General features: G+C 68.3%; 16 protein-coding genes. 6 read left to right on the plus strand and 10 right to left on the minus strand.

Annotation, left to right across the window (positions count from 1 at the left end; genetic code table 11):
* Nucleotides 1-14 precede the first annotated feature (14 nt).
* Nucleotides 15-176, plus strand: a complete 162-nt coding sequence (locus G6N47_RS04115; protein ID WP_139799342.1) for a hypothetical protein — start codon at nt 15-17, stop codon at nt 174-176.
* On the opposite strand, the gene G6N47_RS04120 is transcribed toward G6N47_RS04115, so the two are convergent.
* Genes G6N47_RS04120 through G6N47_RS04155 form a run of 8 tightly spaced genes read right to left on the minus strand, consistent with a single transcriptional unit; the run spans nt 173 to nt 8,648 of the window.
* Nucleotides 173-1,471: a MinD/ParA family ATP-binding protein gene (locus G6N47_RS04120; protein ID WP_083130302.1), complete on the minus strand. Its 1,299-nt coding sequence runs from the start codon at nt 1,469-1,471 to the stop codon at nt 173-175. The genes G6N47_RS04115 and G6N47_RS04120 overlap by 4 nt on opposite strands.
* 50 nt (nt 1,472-1,521) lie before the next feature.
* Nucleotides 1,522-2,472 carry a c-type cytochrome biogenesis protein CcsB gene (gene ccsB / locus G6N47_RS04125; RefSeq protein WP_083130303.1) on the minus strand — a complete coding sequence of 317 codons (951 nt, stop codon included), beginning with the start codon at nt 2,470-2,472 and terminating at the stop codon, nt 1,522-1,524.
* Nucleotides 2,469-3,992, minus strand: a complete 1,524-nt coding sequence (gene resB / locus G6N47_RS04130) for a cytochrome c biogenesis protein ResB (protein WP_083130533.1) — start codon at nt 3,990-3,992, stop codon at nt 2,469-2,471. Before resB ends, ccsB begins: the two co-directional genes overlap by 4 nt.
* A gap of 44 nt (nt 3,993-4,036) precedes the next feature.
* Complete coding sequence (locus G6N47_RS04135) at nt 4,037-4,798, minus strand: cytochrome c biogenesis CcdA family protein (RefSeq protein WP_083130304.1); 762 nt, start codon at nt 4,796-4,798, stop codon at nt 4,037-4,039.
* Nucleotides 4,795-5,400, minus strand: coding sequence for a TlpA disulfide reductase family protein (locus G6N47_RS04140; protein ID WP_083130305.1), 606 nt, complete (start codon nt 5,398-5,400; stop codon nt 4,795-4,797). The genes G6N47_RS04135 and G6N47_RS04140 overlap by 4 nt, the downstream gene beginning before the upstream one ends.
* A 1-nt stretch (nt 5,401) precedes the next feature.
* The gene (locus G6N47_RS04145; protein ID WP_083130306.1) at nt 5,402-6,010 is read right to left on the minus strand and encodes a histidine phosphatase family protein; all 609 of its coding nucleotides are present in this window, start codon (nt 6,008-6,010) and stop codon (nt 5,402-5,404) included.
* Nucleotides 6,010-7,311: a glutamate-1-semialdehyde 2,1-aminomutase gene (gene hemL, locus G6N47_RS04150; protein ID WP_083130307.1), complete on the minus strand. Its 1,302-nt coding sequence runs from the start codon at nt 7,309-7,311 to the stop codon at nt 6,010-6,012. Before hemL ends, G6N47_RS04145 begins: the two co-directional genes overlap by 1 nt.
* A gap of 56 nt (nt 7,312-7,367) precedes the next feature.
* A complete protein-coding gene (locus G6N47_RS04155) occupies nt 7,368-8,648 on the minus strand; it encodes a flavin monoamine oxidase family protein (RefSeq protein WP_083130308.1) in 1,281 nt (426 codons plus the stop codon).
* Between the two features lie 44 nt (nt 8,649-8,692).
* Between G6N47_RS04155 and G6N47_RS04160 the strand changes: the two genes are divergently transcribed.
* Genes G6N47_RS04160 through G6N47_RS04180 form a run of 5 tightly spaced genes read left to right on the plus strand, consistent with a single transcriptional unit; the run spans nt 8,693 to nt 15,083 of the window.
* Nucleotides 8,693-9,283: a TetR/AcrR family transcriptional regulator gene (locus tag G6N47_RS04160; RefSeq protein WP_083130309.1), complete on the plus strand. Its 591-nt coding sequence runs from the start codon at nt 8,693-8,695 to the stop codon at nt 9,281-9,283.
* Between the two features lie 32 nt (nt 9,284-9,315).
* Nucleotides 9,316-9,711, plus strand: a complete 396-nt coding sequence (locus G6N47_RS04165) for a nitroreductase family deazaflavin-dependent oxidoreductase (RefSeq protein ID WP_083130310.1) — start codon at nt 9,316-9,318, stop codon at nt 9,709-9,711.
* 2 nt (nt 9,712-9,713) lie between these two features.
* Complete coding sequence (locus G6N47_RS04170; RefSeq protein WP_083130311.1) at nt 9,714-10,097, plus strand: nitroreductase family deazaflavin-dependent oxidoreductase; 384 nt, start codon at nt 9,714-9,716, stop codon at nt 10,095-10,097.
* Between the two features lie 31 nt (nt 10,098-10,128).
* Nucleotides 10,129-13,668 (plus strand): carboxylic acid reductase, encoded by a 3,540-nt coding sequence (gene car, locus G6N47_RS04175; protein WP_083130312.1) that lies wholly within the window; start codon nt 10,129-10,131, stop codon nt 13,666-13,668.
* A gap of 8 nt (nt 13,669-13,676) precedes the next feature.
* Nucleotides 13,677-15,083 (plus strand): selenium-binding protein SBP56-related protein, encoded by a 1,407-nt coding sequence (locus G6N47_RS04180; RefSeq protein ID WP_197945467.1) that lies wholly within the window; start codon nt 13,677-13,679, stop codon nt 15,081-15,083.
* Nucleotides 15,084-15,154: 71 nt separating this feature from the next.
* Here the strand turns inward: G6N47_RS04180 and G6N47_RS04185 are convergent, their stop codons facing one another.
* Both G6N47_RS04185 and G6N47_RS04190 read right to left on the minus strand, forming a co-directional pair.
* Nucleotides 15,155-16,966 carry an amino acid permease gene (locus tag G6N47_RS04185; protein ID WP_083130534.1) on the minus strand — a complete coding sequence of 604 codons (1,812 nt, stop codon included), beginning with the start codon at nt 16,964-16,966 and terminating at the stop codon, nt 15,155-15,157.
* Between the two features lie 123 nt (nt 16,967-17,089).
* Entirely contained in the window at nt 17,090-18,424 is a 1,335-nt protein-coding gene (locus tag G6N47_RS04190) for a PPE family protein, SVP subgroup (RefSeq protein WP_083130314.1), read from the minus strand.
* Between the last annotated feature and the right edge of the window lie 5 nt (nt 18,425-18,429).

Genomic DNA, 18,429 nt, shown 5'->3' on the forward strand with positions numbered 1-18,429 from the left:
GCAGGAGGTGTCGAGTGCTCTACCTGCTCCTCGTCTTGGTTTTGGGGACGCTGATCTACCTTGGCTGGCGGGCCGCGCGTTCGCAGGTGAACCGGCCGAAGACTCGCGTCATCGGACCCGACGACGATCCGGAGTTCCTGTGGCGGCTAAGCCACGGCGATAACAACCCGCGTTAGATAAAGCCGGTGTTGCGGCGGTCGTCGCTCGGAAATCCGTCGGCCACAACGGCTGCCAACTCGATCAGCGCTTCTCGTGTCTCCCGCTTCAACCGCTCCAGGCTGATCTCCGCGCCCTCCTCCAGATGCGGGTCGAACGGAATCAACCGCACTGCGCGGCAGCGCCGGGAGAAGTGATCGACGACCTTTTGCATGTCGACCTTGCCTGACCGCGGCCGCACCGCGTTGATCACCGCGATCGAATTGCGCACCTGATCCTCGTGGCCGTGCGCGTCCAGCCAGTCCAGCGTCGCCGAGGCGCTGCGGGCGCCGTCGATCGACCCCGAGCTGACCACCACCAGGGTGTCGGCCTTAGACAGCACCGCCGACATCGCCGAGTGCAGCAACCCGGTGCCGCAGTCGGTGAGCACCAGACCGTAGTAGCGCTCCAGGATTTCCAGCGTGCGGGTGTAGTCCTCGGCGCTGAAGGCATCCGACATCGCCGGGTCGCTTTCCGACGCCAGCACCTCCAGCCGGCTCGGGCCCTGCGAGGTGTAGCTGCGCACGTCGCTGTAGCGCTGGATGCCCTCGGCGTCGCGCAGCAAATGCCGCACGGTGGCCGGCGTCTCCAGCGGGACCTTCTGGCTCAGCGTGCCGCGGTCGGGGTTGGCGTCGACGGCGATCACCCTGTCTCCACGGATGGACGCGAAGGTGGCGCCCAGCGTGGCGGTAATCGTGGTCTTGCCGACCCCGCCCTTCAGCGACAGCATCGCGATCCGGTAGCAGCCCCGCAGCGGCCGGTTGGCCTGCATGATCAGATCGTTGTAGCGGTTGACCCGTGGGCTTTCCCCAACGTTGATCAGTTGGCCGGAAAGGATGTAGAGCCATTTTCGCCAGCCCTCCGACGGCGGCGGCTTGACCTGGCGCAACAGGGTGCTGGTGGACAGTTCCGGGTACGGCGACGGCGGGTGGTGTGCCGCACCCTGGCGGTAGGGCGCCTCGGCCCGTTGTCCGCCGTAGAAGCCGGTGCCGTAGGGCGGCGAGTCGACGACGCGGGGCAGTCCCTTGGCCGGGGTGGCCGCCCAGGCCCGCGGCTCGACGCGGGTTGGCGGCGCCAGCCCGCCCACGGTCTCGTTCTCGGCGAAGCGACGTTCGGTGCGGAACCCGGCGAACGCCTTGGTCTCCGCGTTGCTGGTCCTGGCGTCCGGCTCACCGGGGGGCGGCGGTGGAGGCTGCGGCGGCAATTCCGTCGTCGGATGGTCTTCAGGCCCTCGAGACGCCCCAGCGCCCTGACCCGGATGCTCAGACACGTGCACTTCCCCTCGTTGGAATACTCGGGTCGTTTGTCGATGAACAATCGCCCTGGTCAGCCCACACCCGCATATGAATGCAGGCCCACAGTCACCAGGTTAACGAAGAACAGATTGAAGACCATGGCCACGAAGCCGACCACGTTGATCCAGGCGGCTTTGCGGTCGCGCCACCCCGCCGTCGACCTGGCATGCAGGTAAGCGGCGTACACCATCCAGGCGATAAACGCCACAGTTTCCTTGGGGTCCCAGCCCCAGTAGCGGCCCCAGGCTTCCTCGGCCCAGATGGCGCCGAATATCACCCCGAACCCGAAGACCGGAAAGCCGAAGATCGTCGTTCGGTAGGCGATGCGGTCGAGAGTTTGCGCGTCGGGCAGCCGCTGGACCACGCGGGCGTCGGCCCATCGGGAGGCCCGCAGCAAGAACAGGATGCTGGCCACACCGGCCACCAGCAAAACCCCCGAGCCCAGACTGACCACCGACACGTGGATCGGCAGCCAGTAGGACTGCAGCGCCGGCATGACCGGTGCGGCGTTGGCGTAGAGCCAGCGCCCGGAGACCGTCAGCAGGATCAGCACCGGCAGCAGCAGGAATACCCATAGCGGGCGATATTGCGGGCGGCGCAGCGTGACCGCGCCGGCGACCAGGCCGCAGAAGCAGGTCAGGTTGATGAACTCGTACATGTTGCCCCAGGGCACCCGCGCGGTGGCCAGGCCGCGCAGCACGATGCACGCCAGCAACATCACGATCCCGACGTAGACCAGTGCCAGACCGGCCCGCCCGACACGTTCGTCGACCGGGCGTCCCGGTTTATCGAGCACCACCCCGGGCGTGGGGCTGTCAGCGGCGACGCCGGCGCTCACCAGCTCCCGGTCGGGGCGGCCGCTGCGGGCGTAGGCGAGTTCGACAGCCAGCAGCAGCAGCGCCACCACCAGCACCACCACCGCCGACGTGAACGCCCAGTCGGACGTGCGCGCCAACCCCAGGTGGATATGGGTGGTGTTCATCGGACGCTCAACTCCCTCCGGTCGCCCGCGTCGAATCCGGCCAACAAGCGGCTGGTCAGGCGTTCGAATTCGTCGCCCCAGCCGGAGTTGTCGGTGCGGGCCAGGCCGCCCAGCTCGACGCTCACCGTACCGGCATCGCCCGGCACGATCCGCGCCCAGACCCGCCGTCGTCGCACCAGCAGGGACACCAGCAACCCGGCCATCATCACAGCCGCGAAGACCAGCACCCAGATCTGGCCGGGGTCGTGAGAGACCTGCAGGTTGACGAACGGCACGGCGCCGTCGAAGCGGACCACGGTGCCGTCCTCGAGGTTTGCCGCTTCACCTGCGCGCAGGTTCACCCGCTTGGCCTTGGTCAGCCGGTGCTGCTCGATCAGCCGGGGGTCCAGGGTGTACAGCGACTGGGGCCGGCCGGTGTCCAGCCCGGTGTCGCCCTGGTAGATGTCCACGGCCACCGCGGGGGCGTTCAGAGCGGGGAAGCTCGACGACAGCAGCGTCCCGTCGAGCTGCTCGGTGGGGGCGAGCAGGCCCTGGATGGCGATCTGGTGTTTACGACGCTGGCCGGGGTCGGGATAGCTGCCGGCCGGCGGGTCGATGCGGGCCACGCCCGACGACAGCAGGGTCTGCGGGTTGTCGGGCCGCCACTGCACGGTCGAGCTGCGGGTCTGCCCGTCCGGGAACGTCACCGTGAACGTCGGGGCGTAGCCGTGGCCTTGCAAGTACACCCGGTCGCCCTGTTGCCGCAGCGGGTGGTTGACCTCCAGCCGGTAGGGCCGCCAGCTGTCGGTCGTCAGGTCGCCGCCGGTCTGGTAGTCGATGTTGGCGGAAAACGACGTGGCCTGTCCCGACGGCAAGTAGTGAGCGTCAAAGCTGTTGACACGTATGCAGATTGGGTGCAGCGAGGTGCCGTCGACGGTGTTGCCGGCGCGGAAGGAGTCGAACGCGGCCGGCGACGCCGAGCAGAAGCCGGGTCCGCCGTCGGCGATGACGATCACGTTGCCCTCGTAGCCGAACATCTTGCCGACGGCGACCGCGACGAGCAGGCCCAGCAGCGCGAAATGGAAAGCCAGATTACCGAATTCGCGCAGATAGCCCTTTTCCGCAGACACTTCGACGACGCATTGGCGCCGGCGGGTCACCGTGCGCCAGCCACGCAGCCTCTGGGTGATCGTTGTCGCTATCTGCTCGGGGTCGCCGGTGACCGCGGCCGTGGCATGCTTGGGCAGCCGGGTCAGGTTGCGCGGTACGGCAACAGGTTGGGCGCGCAGGCTTTTCGCGTGCTCGACCATCCGCGGGGCCAGGCAGCCGACTAGCGACACGAACAGCAACACGTAGATCGCCGTGAACCAGAAGCTGCCGAACACGTCGAACGCCTGCACCGCGTCCAGCCACGGCCCGATCACCGGGTGGGCGGCCAGGTAGTCGTCGACCTTGCCGGCATTGAGGCTGCGTTGCGGCAGCAGCGCGCCGGGGATCGCGCCGAGCGCAAGGAGGAACAGCAGCACCAGCGCGGTGCCCATCGACGTCAGCGCCCGCCAGGTGTTGCGTGCTGTGGCGAGCGCGGTCAAATCGGCAGCCTCACGTCCGAGACGAACGCGTCGCGCAGCCACGAGACGAAGTCGTTCCACACGCCGGTGAGCGACGCGAGCCCGACGGCGACCAGCAGCACGCCGCCGACGATCTGGAGCGCGCGGGTGTGGCGGCGCAGCCAGCCCAGCCCGGCCACCGCCGACGCCGATCCAAAGGCCAACAGCACGAACGGAACTCCCAAACCCAGGCAGTACGCGATCACCAACACGATGCCGCGCGCCACGCTGGCGCCGTCGGTCGCCGAGGCGACGGTGATCACCCCGGTCAGCGTCGGGCCCAGGCACGGCGTCCAGCCCAGCGCGAACACCGCGCCCAGCAGCGGCGCCCCGGCCACCGTCGACAACTGCCGCGGCGTGAACCGGGCCTGGCGCTGCAGCGCGGGGATGAACCCGACGAACACCAACCCCATTACGATGGTCAGCGCCCCGCCGACCCGTTGCAGCACAAGCTGATTCGTGATCAGCGTGGTCGTCATGCCCAACACCGCGACGGTACCGAGCACGAACACCGCCGTGAACCCGGCCACGAACAACGTCGCCGACCCGGCGACCCGCCAGCGCGCGGCGTGCGCCTGGCGTTCGTCGACGCCGACCACCGCCGCCAGATACGACAGGTAGCCGGGCACCAGCGGTACGACGCACGGCGACGCGAAAGACACCAGCCCCGCGAGCAGGCACACCCCCAGCGCCACCAACAGCGGACCGGCGGAGGCGATTTCGGTGAACCCGCTGCTCATTGCGGTCCCGGCGGCGCCTGATCCTCGGCGGCCAGTCGCTGCACGACAGGCCGCAAATCCTCGGCGAGTAGTTCGCGCAAGAACACCGCGGCGACGCGGTGCCCGCGGTCGAGCACCACCGTCGACGGGATCACCGTGGTCGGGTACTTGCCGCCGAACGCGATCATGGTGCGCATCGCGGGGTCGTAGATCGACGGAAACGTCACGTGGCGGTCGGTGACGAAGTCCTGCGGGGCCTGACGGTTGTTGTCGCGCACGTCGATGCCGAGGAAAGCCACCCCGTCGTGGCGGGTGGCGTCGTAAACCTGTTGCAGCTGGGCGACTTCGGTCCGGCAGGGCCCGCACCACTGGCCCCACACATTGATGACGACGACCTTGCCGGGAAAGTCGTCGACCGACAGCGTGCGGGTGGGATCCATCAGGTCCGGACCGGCCAGCGGCCCTGGTCGGCCGCGGTGGTCGGGCGGGTCGTAGAAGATGTCGGTCTTTCCGCCCGGCGCGACGAATTCGAAGGTGCCGCCCTGCGCGACGGCGTCGTCGCCGTGGGAGCAACCGGCGAGCAGCACGGCCAGCGCCGCGCCGAGGATCGCCAGCCGGCGCATGTCAACAGCCGCCCGGCATTGAATACTCCACGTCGACCAGCCGGTCGCCGTCGTAGACCAGCGAGGTCACGGAGCCCACCGCGCATTGCCGCCGAGTGGGCCAGTGCCAGAGGCGCCGGCCGGTCAGGTGCAGGCGCACTGTCCAGATCGGCAACTGGTGGCTGACGCAGACGGCCTCGTGGCCGGCGGCCCGGGCCCGCGCCTTGTCGACCGCAGTGCTCATCCGGGCCGCGATCTGGGTATACGGCTCCCCCCAGGACGGGGTGAATGGGTTACGCAGGTGCCACCACACTCGCGGGTCGCGCCAGGCGCCGTCGCCGGGCGAGACTCCCCTGCCCTGCAGAATGTTGGTCGATTCGATCAGGTCCGGATCGGTGTCGACCGGCAGGTCGTGGCGGGCGGCGATCGGTGCGGCGGTCTCCTGCGCGCGCTGCAGCGGGGAGGCGATCACCGCGACGACGTCGCGGTCGGCCAGCGCATCGGCAACCGCCTGCGCCTGCCGAATTCCCTTGTCGGACAGTTTGAATCCGGGCAGACGCCCGTAGAGGACGCCGTCGGGGTTGTAGACTTCGCCATGGCGCACCAGGTGGATTCGGGTTTGTTCGGCCATCAGGGTTTTGACTCCTTCGCAGCTGCCGCCGCGGCTGCGGGTAGTGCGTCGGCGATCCGGTCGAAGGCAGCGTCGTCGAGCGCGGCCGAGACGAACCACGCCTCGAACGCGCTGCACGGCGGGTAGACACCGGCGTCGAGCAGAGCATGGAAGAACGGCGGGAAGCGCCAGGTGTCGCTGGCGCGGGCGGTGGCGAAATCCGTCACCGGCTCGTCAGCGAAGAACACCGACAGCATGTTGCCTGCCCGCGGAATCTGATGTGCCACACCTTCTTTCGTCAACGCCTCGGTCAGCAGCTCGGCCAGCCGGTCGGCGTTGGCGTCCAGCGCCTCATACACCGCCTGGTCGGCCGACCGCAGTGTGGCCAGGCCCGCGGCCACCGCCACCGGGTTACCGGACAGCGTGCCGGCCTGATACACCGGGCCCAGCGGTGCCAGCCGCTCCATCACCTCGGCCCGCCCGCCGAACGCCGCGGCCGGCAGCCCGCCGCTCATCACCTTGCCGAACGTGAACAAGTCGGCGTCCACCGGATCGATTCCGTACCAACCGCTGCGGCTGACCCGGAAACCGGTCATCACCTCGTCGACGATCAGCAGCGCGCCGTGCTCGGCGGTGATTCTCCGCAGCGCGGCGTTGTAGCCGGGCGCCGGCGGGACGACGCCCATGTTGCCGGGGCTGGCCTCGGTGATCACCGCGGCGATCTCGTCGCCGAACCGCTCGAACGCTTCCTGCACCGCGTCAATGTCGTTGTAGGGCAGCACAATTGTGTCGGCCGCGGTGGCGCCGGTGACGCCCGGCGACGACGGCAGGCCCAGCGTCGCGACCCCGGATCCGGCGTCGGCCAATAAAGCGTCGACGTGGCCGTGGTAGCAGCCGGAGAACTTGACGATCTTGGCGCGGCCGGTGTACCCGCGGGCCAGCCGCACCGCACTCATCGTGGCCTCGGTGCCGGAGTTCACCAGCCGGATCCGGTCCACGGGCGCCACCCGGTCGATGATCTCCGCGGCCAGTTCGCTCTCCGCGGGCGTCGGCGCCCCGAACGAGAGGCCGCCGGCGGCGGCGTGCTGCACGGCGTCGACCACCGCGGGGTGAGCATGGCCCAGGATCATCGGGCCCCACGAGCAGACCAGGTCGACGTAGCGGTTGCCGTCGGCGTCGGTGAGCCAGCACCCACTCGCCTCGGTGATGAAGCGCGGCGTGCCGCCCACGGCCTTGAATGCCCGCACCGGGGAGTTGACGCCGCCGGGGATGACGGCGCAGGCGTCGTCGAACAGCTTCGCCGAAGTTTCGGTGCTGTACATGGCCACCAGTGTCCCAGCTGGTCCCCGCCGGTCAACTACGGGGTGTAGTGGAGCGGTTAGGTCGCCAGAGCCGCCAATGTGCGGCGTGCGGCGAGTTCGCCACTGCGCACCGCGCCTTCCATATTGTCTGGCCAACTGCTGCGTTCGGCGCCCGCAAATTCCACCAGGCCGTGGGGCCGGTTCATCAGCGGCCCCAGAGCGCGGACTTCGCCCGGGGCAAAGACGGCGTCGCAGCCACCGATGTGCTGCTGATCGGCCCATCGCAGCACTGTCGGCAACCGCAGCTGATCGGGTCGGACGCCGAAAGCGCCCGCCAGGTCGGCCACTAGGGCATCGTCCGTCGCATCGGCTGCGTGGGCCGGAACAAAACCGGTGACCCGATCGCCCCGGCGCCACCCTCCCCACAGGACCTCGCCGCCGAGAACCGTGTTGTGCCGTACCGAATGTCCGTGTGGGAGTAGGGCAATCACCTTGGTTCCGGCACCAATGTGCAGATCGGACAATCGGGCCAGGTCCGGCGGGAGCGGCGGGTCGAAGTCGATCGCCGGTAGCCGGGTCACGGGAACGGCTGCAATCACCCGCCTTGCCCGCACGGCGAGCTCGGTTGCCTCGACCGTGACCGAACCTGCGTCCTGGCTGATCCGCTCGACCGGGGTCTGCAGGTGGACGGCGTCGCCCAATGGCGCCGCAAGGCGACAGGCGACTTGCTGCGCGCCCTGGCTGATGCGCCATTGGAACGTCGCGTTCAAGCTGCGGAGCGGCCCGCCGGCGATGCGGAGCAACCACAGCAGATGCAGCAACGACATCGAGTCCAATGTCTGGCACGCCAGCGAGCCGACAAGCCGTTCGAGCAGGTATCGGCTCTCGGCATCGATGCCCAGGTTGTCGAGCCAGCCGGCGACCGATCGGCTGTCGAATTCCGCGGCACGCTTCGCCGTCCACGGTGCTTCGGGGTCGATCCCGCGAGACTGCCACGCGGCGTAACCGATCGCGCGCGTCAGGCCGAACCAGGTTCGCGCCGGTGGCAGCCGGCCTCGCGTTGACCGACCTGGAAGCCGCCAGCGAATGGGATGGCCGACGTTGCGCGCGGGCTCCACCTGCAGGCCCAGCTCGCGCACCAATGCGTACATCCGCCGATGGGCCCGCCCGATCCACTCGCCGCCGAAGTCCGCAACCGAGCCGTCCAGCTCGCGAGACCGCGCCCGCCCGCCGACCTCGTCACGCGCCTCGACGACGAGCACCCTCTTGCCGGCTCTCCGCAGCTCGCGGGCGGCCGCCAATCCGGCGAGTCCGGCTCCGACGACAACGACATCGACCGTGGACGGCGTAGAGTTCATGAGACGAACGTATCAGACGAACGTCTCATTCTCGGGAGGGGCTGATGACCCGGCGCACAGGAAATCGCGAGCGACTGCTCGATGCGGCGATTCGCTGCATTCAAGACCGCGGCTACGCCCGCACGACGGCCCGCGATCTGGTCGCCGCGTCGAACACGAACCTCGGGGCGATCACCTACCACTTCGACTCCAAGGAGGCATTGCTCAACGAAGCGTTGGCCGAATGCTGCCGCCGCTGGCTGGAGCAGGTGCGCCACGCATCGGCCACCACAACGTCGGAAGACCCGTGGGAAGTCGCCGTCACAGCAGCTCAGCGTGCGCTGGAAGCGGGACGACCCGTCGCTGTCGCCTACCTGGAAACTTGGGCGCAGGCCGAGCGCGTGCCCGGCCTACGAGACCAGCTCGCCGAGCACTACCGTGAATTCCGTAGCAGCACAGCCTCGCTCGTCCAATCGATCGCCGGACAGCCAGCCGAATCCGTGCCCGATCCAGAGGCACTCGCGGCCATTCTCGTCGCTGTGGTCGACGGCCTCACGATCCAGTGGCTGCTCGACCCGGACTCAGTTCCCGACGGCGCACGCCTCGCGGGCGTGCTCAGACGGTTGACGACGCCCGATTCCGCTCAACGGGGTTGAGTTGCGCCCGTTGCGACAGGTTGGATGGCCATATGCAACTACCGCAACGGCTCGCCCGGTTCAATCGGCACGTCACCAACCCGATCCAGCGCATGTGGGCCGGCTGGCTCCCCGGATTCGGGATCCTCGAGCACGTGGGGCGGCGCTCCGGCAAGCCGTATCGCACCCCGTTGAATGTGTTCAGCGCCACCATCGACGGCAAGCCCGGCGTGGCGATCCTGCTGACCTACGGCCCGGACCGTGACTGGCTGAAGAACCTCAACGCCGCCGGCGGCGGGCGGATACGGCGCAACGGGAAAACGTTCGGCGTCGTCCAGCCGCGGACAGTCACCAAGGAAGAAGCGGCCCCATACGTCAGCGGCCGATCGCGGGCACTGTTCGCCCGGCTGCCGTTCGAGCAGGCCGTCCTGCTCACCCGAATCGACTAGCGGTGCAGTTCTCCGAACGACGAGCCCGGTTCAACCGGCGGGTGACGAACCCGCTGTTCCGGCCCGTCAGCGGCTGGCTGCCGGTGTGGTCGATCATCGAACACGTGGGGCGGCGCTCCGGGAAGATCTATCGCACGCCGGTCTCGATGTTCCGTACCGACGACGGCGTCGCCGTGCTACTCGTGTACGGACCGAACCGGGACTGGGTCAAGAACCTGCAGGCCGCCGGCGGTGGACGAGTCAAGCTGTACGGCAAGACATTTGACGTGACCGACCCGCGGATTGTCCCGACTCGGGACGCGGTGCGCTCGTTGAGGCCACCGTGGCGACAGCTGCTGGGGTCGGCCGGCGTCGAGTCGACGCTGCTGCTCGCCCGCGCCGGCTGAAGCGGGTACTGATGGTGAGAGGAAGGCGACGATGACGGACACGGGACGAGAGCAACGCCTGGCTCACCGCATCGAGGAGCTGTACGCCAACGACCCGCAGTTCCGCGCCGCGGCGCCGTTACCGCAAGTGACCGCCGCCGCACATCAGGCGGGGCTGCGGCCCTGGCAGGTCGTCGAGGAGTACCTCACCGGTTACGCCGACCGGCCGGCGCTCGGACAGCGGTCGCGTGAACTGATACGCCAGGATGCCCCCGGACGCGCGACGGCGACGCTGCTGCCCGGTTTCGAGACCATCACCTACCAACGCTTGCGGGAACGCGTGGAGGCGCTGTCCAGCGTGTGGGACTCGCATTTGCCGGGTGGCTTCAAGCCCGGCGACTTCGTCGCGGTCCTGGGCTTCACCAGCATCGGCTACGCGATCATCTACCTGACCTGCATCCGGCTCGGCGCGGTATTCGTGCCGCTGCAAACCAGCTCGACCGCACAGCAATTGAAACCGATTGCCGCCGAGACAAACCCGCGAGTTTTCGCCGCCAGCATCGAGTCGCTGGACACCGCGGTCGACGTGGTGATCGACACGCCCTCGGTCGAGCGGCTGGTGGTGTTCGACTACTTCAACTACGACCACGAGCAGCGCGCAAAGTATCAGGCCGCGTGTGAACGCCTGGCCGGCGCCGGGCGCGACGTGGACGTGACGCCGTTGCTGCCGGAACTGGAATCCGGCCGCAAGCTGCCGGTAGTCCCGCCGTTCATACCACCGGCCGGCGAGAATCCGTTGGCCACACTGATTTACACGTCGGGCAGCACCGGCACCCCGAAGGGGGCGATGTACACCGCCGACATGGTGACCCGGCTGTGGCAGCGCCCGCACAGCCCGTCGCTGGACATCGGCAAGCAGATTCCGGCCATCCACCTGCAGTACATGCCGCTCTCCCACGTGTACGGGCTGGAATGGCTGATCGCCACGCTGGCGTCCGGCGGCATCGGCTACTTCGCCGCCAAGAGCGACATGTCGACGCTCTTCGACGACATCGCGCTGGTCCGCCCCACAGCGCTGAACCTGGTGCCGCGGGTGTGCGACTTGATCTACCGACGCTACCGCAAGGAACTGGACCAACGATCCGGCGCGCAAGCCGACGATGAGGTGAAAGCCGAACTGCGCCAAGACTTTCTCGGTGGCCGCGTCGTGTCGGCCATGTGTGGCAGCGCGCCGCTGTCCAAGCAGATGCACGCCTTCATGGAATCGCTGCTCGACGTCACCGTCGCCGACGGCTACGGCGCCACCGAAACCGGCGGCGGGATCATGCGCAACGGGACCATCCGTCGTCCACCGGTCACCGAGTACAAGCTCGTCGACGTCCCGGAACTGGGCTACTACACCACCGACAAACCGCATCCCCGCGGCGAGCTCTACGTCAAGGCAAGCAACGTCATCCCCGGCTACTTCAAGCATCCCGAGCTGTCGGCCCAGATCTTCGACGACGACGGGTTCTACAAAACCGGCGACATCATGGAGGAGCTCGGCCCGGATCGCCTGAAGTACCTGGACCGGCGCAACAACGTCATCAAGCTTTCCCAGGGCGAGTTCGTCGCAGTGTCCCAACTGGAGGCGATCTATGCCGCCAGCCCCTACATCCGGCAGATCTATCTGCACGGCAGCAGTGACCAGCCGTTCCTGCTGGCGGTGGTGGTGCCCAACGACGACGCGATCGGTCAAGGCGACCCACGCGCACTGATCGCCGACTCCCTGCAGCAGATCGCCGCCGAAAACCACTTGCAGCCCTACGAGATTCCGCGTGACTTCCTGCTCGAGCCGGAGCGGTTCAGCCGCGACAACGGGCTGCTGTCCGGGGTCGGCAAGCTGCTGCGGCCGGCGCTGCGGGCCCGTTACGGCGAACGGCTCGACGCGCTGTACGCCGAGATCGCCGCCGGGCAGGAAAACCAGATCGACCAGCTGCGGGCCGCCGCCGCCGAGCTGCCGACCATCGACACGGTGCGGCGCGCCGCCGTCGCCACCCTGGGCCTGGAGGCCACCGGGGAGGGCATGCCTGCCGACGCGAAATTCATTGAGCTGGGCGGTGATTCGCTGTCAGCATTCTCGTTCGGCTCGCTGCTGGAGCAGATCTACCACGTCGACGTTCCGGTGCAGACCATTGTCAGCCCCACCGCGACGCTGGCCACCATCGCCCGCTACATCGACGGCGAGCGCGACGCGGCGTCCACGCGGCCCACGTTTGCGTCGGTGCACGGCCGCGGGGCGACGGAGGCCCGTGCCGCGGATTTGAGACTGGAGAAGTTCATCGACGCCGGCACTTTGGCTGCGGCGCAGGAACTTTCGGTGGCTGGCGGCTCCGCCAAGACGGTCCTGTTGACCGGCGCCAACGGCTACCTGGGCCGATTCTTGTGCCTGGAGTGGCTGGAGCGGCTCGCCGAGACAGGGGGAACGCTGATCTGCATCGTGCGCGGCGCCGACCCCGTCGCCGCGCGGCAGCGCATCGAGGCCGCGATCGACACCGGCGATGCCGGGTTGTCGGCGCACTTCCGCACGCTGGCCGCTGACCATCTCGAGGTGCTGTCCGGCGACCTCGGCGCGGCGAACCTGGGCGTCGACAGCCAAACGTGGGACCGGCTCGCGGAGTCGGTGGATCTGATCGTGCACGCCGCGGCGATGGTCAACCACGTGCTGCCCTACAGCCAGCTGTTCGGCCCCAACGTGGTGGGTACCGCCGAGATCGTCAAGCTGGCAATCACCAAGCGGCTCAAGCCCGTTACCTACCTGTCGACGGTCGCGGTGACGGCGCTGCCCGACGGCCGCTTTATCGGCGAGGACGTCGACGTGCGCGAGGCGTCGCCGTCACGCTCGCTGGGCGCCGCGTATGCCAGCGGGTATGCGACCAGCAAGTGGGCCGGCGAGGTGCTGCTGCGCGAGGCCAACGACCTGTGCGGTCTGCCGGTGGCGGTGTTCCGGTCCGACATGATCCTGGCGCACAGCCGCTATGCCGGGCAGGTGAACGTGACCGACATGTTCACCCGGCTGGTCCTGAGCCTGCTGGCCACCGGGATCGCGCCGCGCTCGTTCTACCAACTCGACGCCGACGGCAACCGGCAGCGGGCCCACTATGACGGGCTGCCAGCCGATTTCACTGCCGAGGCGATCACCACGCTCGGGAGCCAGGCCACCGACGGCTACCGCACGTACAACGTGCTCAACGCCCACGACGACGGCATCTCGCTGGACACCTTCGTAGACTGGCTGATCGCGGGTGGTCAGCACATCGAGCGGATCGACGAGTACGGAGAGTGGCTTGCGAGGTTCGAGGCGACGATGAAGGCGCTGCCCGAGAACCAGCGGAAGAATTCGGTGCTGCCGCTGCTGAGCGCCTACGCGCGGCCGGCGGCGCCCACTCCCGGCAGCCACCTGCCGGCCGAGAAGTTCCGCGTCGCAGTGCGATCCGCGGGAATCGGCGCCGATAACGATGTGCCGCACCTGACCGAGGCCTTGATAGACAAGTACGTGACCGATCTGCGCCAGCTCGGCCTGCTGGAGAAAACGGACGCACACGTAGCCTGAGGCGCATAATGCACGCGATGGACCCTACGTTCTACCGCACCGCAGCCGATGCCATCGCGGCACCGCCGGAGAAGCTGGCGTATGTGGTGGCGTTCGATCGCGACGCCGAGCAGCCCGACGCGCTCACTGTGGTCGACGTCGACCCAGTATCCGAGCGCTACGGCCGGGTCGTGGGGTGGGCGGACCTGCCGACCCGCGGCGACGAGTTGCACCACTTCGGCTGGAACGCATGCAGCAGCGCGTTCGCGCATGCCGGCCACCACGCCGACGGGCTGCAGCGGCGATACCTGTTGCTGCCGGGATTGCGGTCGTCTCGGATCCATGTCTTCGACACCCACCCGGATCCCGGGAAGCCCACGCTGGTGCGCTCGATCGACGCGGCCGAGCTGGCAGCGAAGGCGGGCTACTCGCGGCCGCACACGCTGCACTGCGGCCCGGACGGAATCTTCCTGTCCTGCTTGGGAAGTGGGAACAGCGACGAGGGCCCCGGCGGCATCGCACTGCTGGACCACGAGAGCTTCGACGTGCTGCGGGCGTGGGAGACCGACCGCGGTCCGCAATACATGTCCTACGACGCATGGTGGCACCTCGGCCAGAACACGCTCGTCACCAGTGAATGGGGCACCCCGTCGATGATCGAGAACGGGCTGCAGCCGGACCTGTTGCTTGCCCACAAATACGGCCACGCCATGCACTTCTGGGACCTCGCGCAGGCCCGCCACCTGCAGACCGTCGACCTGGGCGAGCAGCACCAGATGGTGCTGGAGCTGCGGCCGTCGCACGACCCGCAAGCCACCTGGGGGTTCGCCGGCGTGGTGATCAGCACCGAGGACCTGTCGGCGTCGGTATGGCGCTGGCACCGCGACGGCGACCGCTGGGCCGCGGCCAAGGTGATCACGATCCCGGCCGAACCCGCCGACACGGAAGCGCTGCCGCCCGCACTGCAGCCGTTCGGGGCGGTGCCGCCGTTGCTCTCCGACATCAACCTCTCGGTCGACGACCGCTTCCTGTATGCATCTTGCTGGGGCACTGGCGAATTGAAGCAGTACGACGTGTCCGACCCGGCGCGCCCCGTCCAGACGGGTTCGGTGCGGCTGGGCGGGATCACCGACCGGGTCGCGCACCCGGCAGCGCCGTCGCGGCCGCTGGCCGGCGGCCCGCAGATGGTCGAGGTGAGCCGCGACGGCAAGCGGGTGTACTTCACGAATTCGCTCTACGGCGCGTGGGATGACCAGTTCTACCCCGACGGCGTCGGCTCCTGGATGGCCAAGGTCGACACCGACCCGGACGCCGGCGTCGGCCTGCGCCTCGACGAGCGATTCTTCCCGCACGGCACAGACTTTCGCGGCTTACGGGTGCACCAAGTGCGGTTGCAGGGCGGTGACGCGTCAAGCGACTCGTACTGCTACCGCTGATATGCTCAGCCGGCGGTTGATTCTGCGTCTACCCCGACAAAGTGCGAGAACACTCCGTGGTACACGCAGAATCAACGCCGAACCACACCGGCAAGCTGGCGCGACACCACGTGGGTAACCGGGATCGGGTACGTCGAGCGGGCCTTGTCGACGAGGCCGAGACGCAGCCAGGAGGACCGGCCTTCGGCGATCACCAGCTGATCGGGCCGGAAATTGCGCACCGCGTGGGCCAGCGCCCGCAGTGGCCGGTAGTCGCCGAGTTCGCCCTCGGCGTGCAAGCCCATGTCGCGCATCGCGGACAGGATGGCATCCAGCCGCTGTTGTGCGGCCTGCAGGGTCGCGTCGAAAACGTAGACCGGGCCGGTGTTTTCGGCTTGTCCAGTGTCGACCGGGCTGGCCGGCACGCAGACGAAGTAGTCCGCTCGCGCCTTGGCGTCGACGCGGCGCAGCACGTCGAAAAGCTCACTGCCCGAGACGTTTTTGTTGGCCAGTACCAACACCCGCGTCGCCTTGCCGGTCGGCGGTGTTTCGCCACCGGGTTCGGCCGGGCCGCGCATCCATCGGGGCACGAAGTACAGCGCCAGCACCACCGCCCAGGACAACAGGCTCAGGAACAGCTGGGTGCGCGCCTCATGCTCGAACACCATCTGCACGAGCACGGCGACGATTCCGGCCAGCGTCAGAATCGACAGCGCCGGAAAGCCCCACATCTTTACCCGCAGCCGCTCCGGCGGTGTTCTCCGGCGCAGCACGATCTGGGACAACGCGATCAAGAGATAGACGAACAGCACAATGGCGCCCGAGGACTTCAGCAGGAAGACGAACACGCTGCCCGGCGCGATCCACGCCATCACCACACACAAAAAGCCCACCACCGACGCGCCGAGGATCGCGTTGTAGGGCACTCCGCGGCGGCTGACCTTGACGAATTGGACCGGTGCTTCGTGACGTGCGGCCAGCACGAACAACATTCGCGACGCGGTGTAGAGCCCGGAGTTCAGACAGGACAGCACCGCGGTGAGCACCACCGCGTTCATGATGTGACCGGCTCCGGGGATTCCCATCGTCTTCAGCGCGGCGACGTAGGGCGAGGTGCCGAGTTCGGTTGAGTTCCACGGTACGATCACCGCGAGCAGGAACACCGATCCGACGTAGAAGACCAGGATGCGGGCGACCACCGACTTGGTGGCCCGGCGTACCGCGCGTTCGGGGTTGTCGGTTTCGGCGGCGGCGATCGTGGCAACCTCGGCGCCGACCATCGCCGAGATGACGACCGCGACCGCGCCGAACACGGTCGCGATGCCGTGCGGGAAGAACCCGCCGTGCGAAACGAGGTTGCCGAAACCCGCACCGTGGCGCGGCCACAGCCCGACCACGAACAGCGACCCGACGGCGAGGAAGACCATGATCGTCGCGACTTTGATTCCGGCGAACCAGAATTCGAACTCGCCGAACGACGACACCGAGAACAGGTTGGTCGCTGTCATCGTCACCATCAGGATCAGCGACAGCACCCACAGCGGCGCGTGAAACCAGTAGGTGATCACCCGGCCGCCGGCCACCGCCTCGAAGCCGACGACGATCACCCAGAAGTACCAGTACAGCCAGCCCACCGAGAACCCCGCCCAGTCGCCGAGGGCGTCGCGAGCGTAGTCGGCGAACGATCCGGTCGCCGGGTTGGCAGCGGCCATCTCCCCCAGCATCCGCATCACCAAGACGATCAGCAGCCCGCACAGCGCGTAAGTGAGGAACGCTGCGGGTCCGGTCTCGCCGATAACGACGCCGGAGCCGACGAACAACCCCGCGCCGATCACCCCGCCGATCGCGATCATGTTGAGCTGCCGTTGCGACAGGCCCTGGCGCAGCTTCGTGGTCGTGCTCATGCGCGCCTCCTGCCTCAGCAGCATGAGCGGACGCTAGCACCCGTCGGCGCTCACACCGGCGCGGCGCGCAGGCTTTCCCGCCCACGCGCCATCCTCGGCCAGGCACGTCCACTGCTCACATAATCACGGAAGTGCTTGGGGGCGTTCGTTCATCGCAGCAGCCGCGCCCAGCACGCGCCGCTTTTGCTCGCTGAATTCCTCGTCGGTCAGGATTCCCTCGTCGTGGAGTGCGGCGAATTCGCGCAACTGGCTGGCGATAGCCGTCACCGGACTGGCCGGTGACGTCTGCGGCGACGCCGCGCGTCGACCTGCAGCCACCCCGACACGCTCCGCGCGGCCCGAGCCGACCGCACCGGCCAGTGCGCTCCCGCCCATGCCGGCGAGGGCCATCTCGCTGAACGCGGTTCCCGCGGTACCCGTCAGTGCCACCGGCGCGGCAGCGGCGCTGGTGGACGACAACGCATAGCCGACGGTACGTATCTCCGGGGCGGCCGCCGCCCAGCTCGCCGGCACCGACAACCTGCCGACCGGGACGGCCCGGCCCATGGCTCCCGACACCGGCGCAGCACTACCCGAGCCCGCCACCGTCGTTCGCGGCTGGCCTATCGCGTTCAGTATTTCGCGGTGCTCCGCGGACAGTTCGTCTTGCTCGGCGAGGATTTCTTGAGAATCAAGCGATGCCGAATACCATGCCCCGCCCGACAGGACCGCGCCGGCAACCGACACTGCCCCGAAACCGGGGGTGAGGGCCAGGCCCTCCACAAGGGTCACCACGGTTGCGAGGTCACCGACCCCCGGTGGCAGGACCTGCAAAGGCTGCACGGCGGCGGGCGCCACCGAGGTCAGCTGAGACACGGCCGCCTGCGTATTCGCCACCGCCGACGTGCCGGCAGCTGCGGTGACGGGGGCGGCCTGGCCGGTCAACGGGGCCGGATTGCTGCTCTGCAGCGGCGGGGTGAACGGTGCCAACCTCGAGGCGGCCGCCGAGGAGGCGGCGTAGCCGTACATCGCGGCGGCATCCTGTGCCCACATCTCGTCGTAGAGGGCTTCGGTGGCCGCGATCGCCGAGGTGTTCTGGCCCAGAACGTTGGTCGCGACCAGCGCCATCAGTTGCGCGCGGTTGGCCGCGATCACCGGTGGGGGCACCGTGGCGGCAAACACCGCCTCGTATGCGGCCGCGGCCGCGTTGGCCTGGTTGGCCGACAGCTCAGCCCGCTCCGCGGTGGCACGCAGCCATGAGACGTATGTCGCGGCCGCGGCTGCCATCGATGCCGACGCAGGTCCCAGCCACGAGCTACCCGTCAACTCGACGACAGCCGCTTCGTAAGAAGTTGCCGCCGAATTCAGTTCGGCGGCCACCCCGCCCCAGGCTGCGGCGGCAGCCAGCATCGGTCCTGAACCGGGACCGGAATATATTCTGGCCGAGTTGATTTCGGGCGGTAACGCTGCGAAATGCATGTCTC

It is taken from the genome of Mycobacterium branderi, from assembly GCF_010728725.1.
Classification (GTDB): domain Bacteria; phylum Actinomycetota; class Actinomycetes; order Mycobacteriales; family Mycobacteriaceae; genus Mycobacterium; species Mycobacterium branderi.

Coding starts and splice junctions, on each gene's coding strand:
- G6N47_RS04190 (WP_083130314.1), bottom strand. CDS start 18,424: ATGCATTTCGCAGCGTTACCGCCCGAAATCAACTCGGCCAGAATATAT.
- ccsB (WP_083130303.1), bottom strand. CDS start 2,472: ATGAACACCACCCATATCCACCTGGGGTTGGCGCGCACGTCCGACTGG.
- hemL (WP_083130307.1), bottom strand. CDS start 7,311: ATGTACAGCACCGAAACTTCGGCGAAGCTGTTCGACGACGCCTGCGCC.
- G6N47_RS04185 (WP_083130534.1), bottom strand. CDS start 16,966: ATGAGCACGACCACGAAGCTGCGCCAGGGCCTGTCGCAACGGCAGCTC.
- car (WP_083130312.1), top strand. CDS start 10,129: ATGACGGACACGGGACGAGAGCAACGCCTGGCTCACCGCATCGAGGAG.
- G6N47_RS04145 (WP_083130306.1), bottom strand. CDS start 6,010: ATGGCCGAACAAACCCGAATCCACCTGGTGCGCCATGGCGAAGTCTAC.
- G6N47_RS04160 (WP_083130309.1), top strand. CDS start 8,693: ATGACCCGGCGCACAGGAAATCGCGAGCGACTGCTCGATGCGGCGATT.
- G6N47_RS04135 (WP_083130304.1), bottom strand. CDS start 4,798: ATGAGCAGCGGGTTCACCGAAATCGCCTCCGCCGGTCCGCTGTTGGTG.
- G6N47_RS04180 (WP_197945467.1), top strand. CDS start 13,677: ATGCACGCGATGGACCCTACGTTCTACCGCACCGCAGCCGATGCCATC.
- G6N47_RS04155 (WP_083130308.1), bottom strand. CDS start 8,648: ATGAACTCTACGCCGTCCACGGTCGATGTCGTTGTCGTCGGAGCCGGA.
- G6N47_RS04165 (WP_083130310.1), top strand. CDS start 9,316: ATGCAACTACCGCAACGGCTCGCCCGGTTCAATCGGCACGTCACCAAC.
- resB (WP_083130533.1), bottom strand. CDS start 3,992: ATGGGCACCGCGCTGGTGCTGCTGTTCCTCCTTGCGCTCGGCGCGATC.
- G6N47_RS04140 (WP_083130305.1), bottom strand. CDS start 5,400: ATGCGCCGGCTGGCGATCCTCGGCGCGGCGCTGGCCGTGCTGCTCGCC.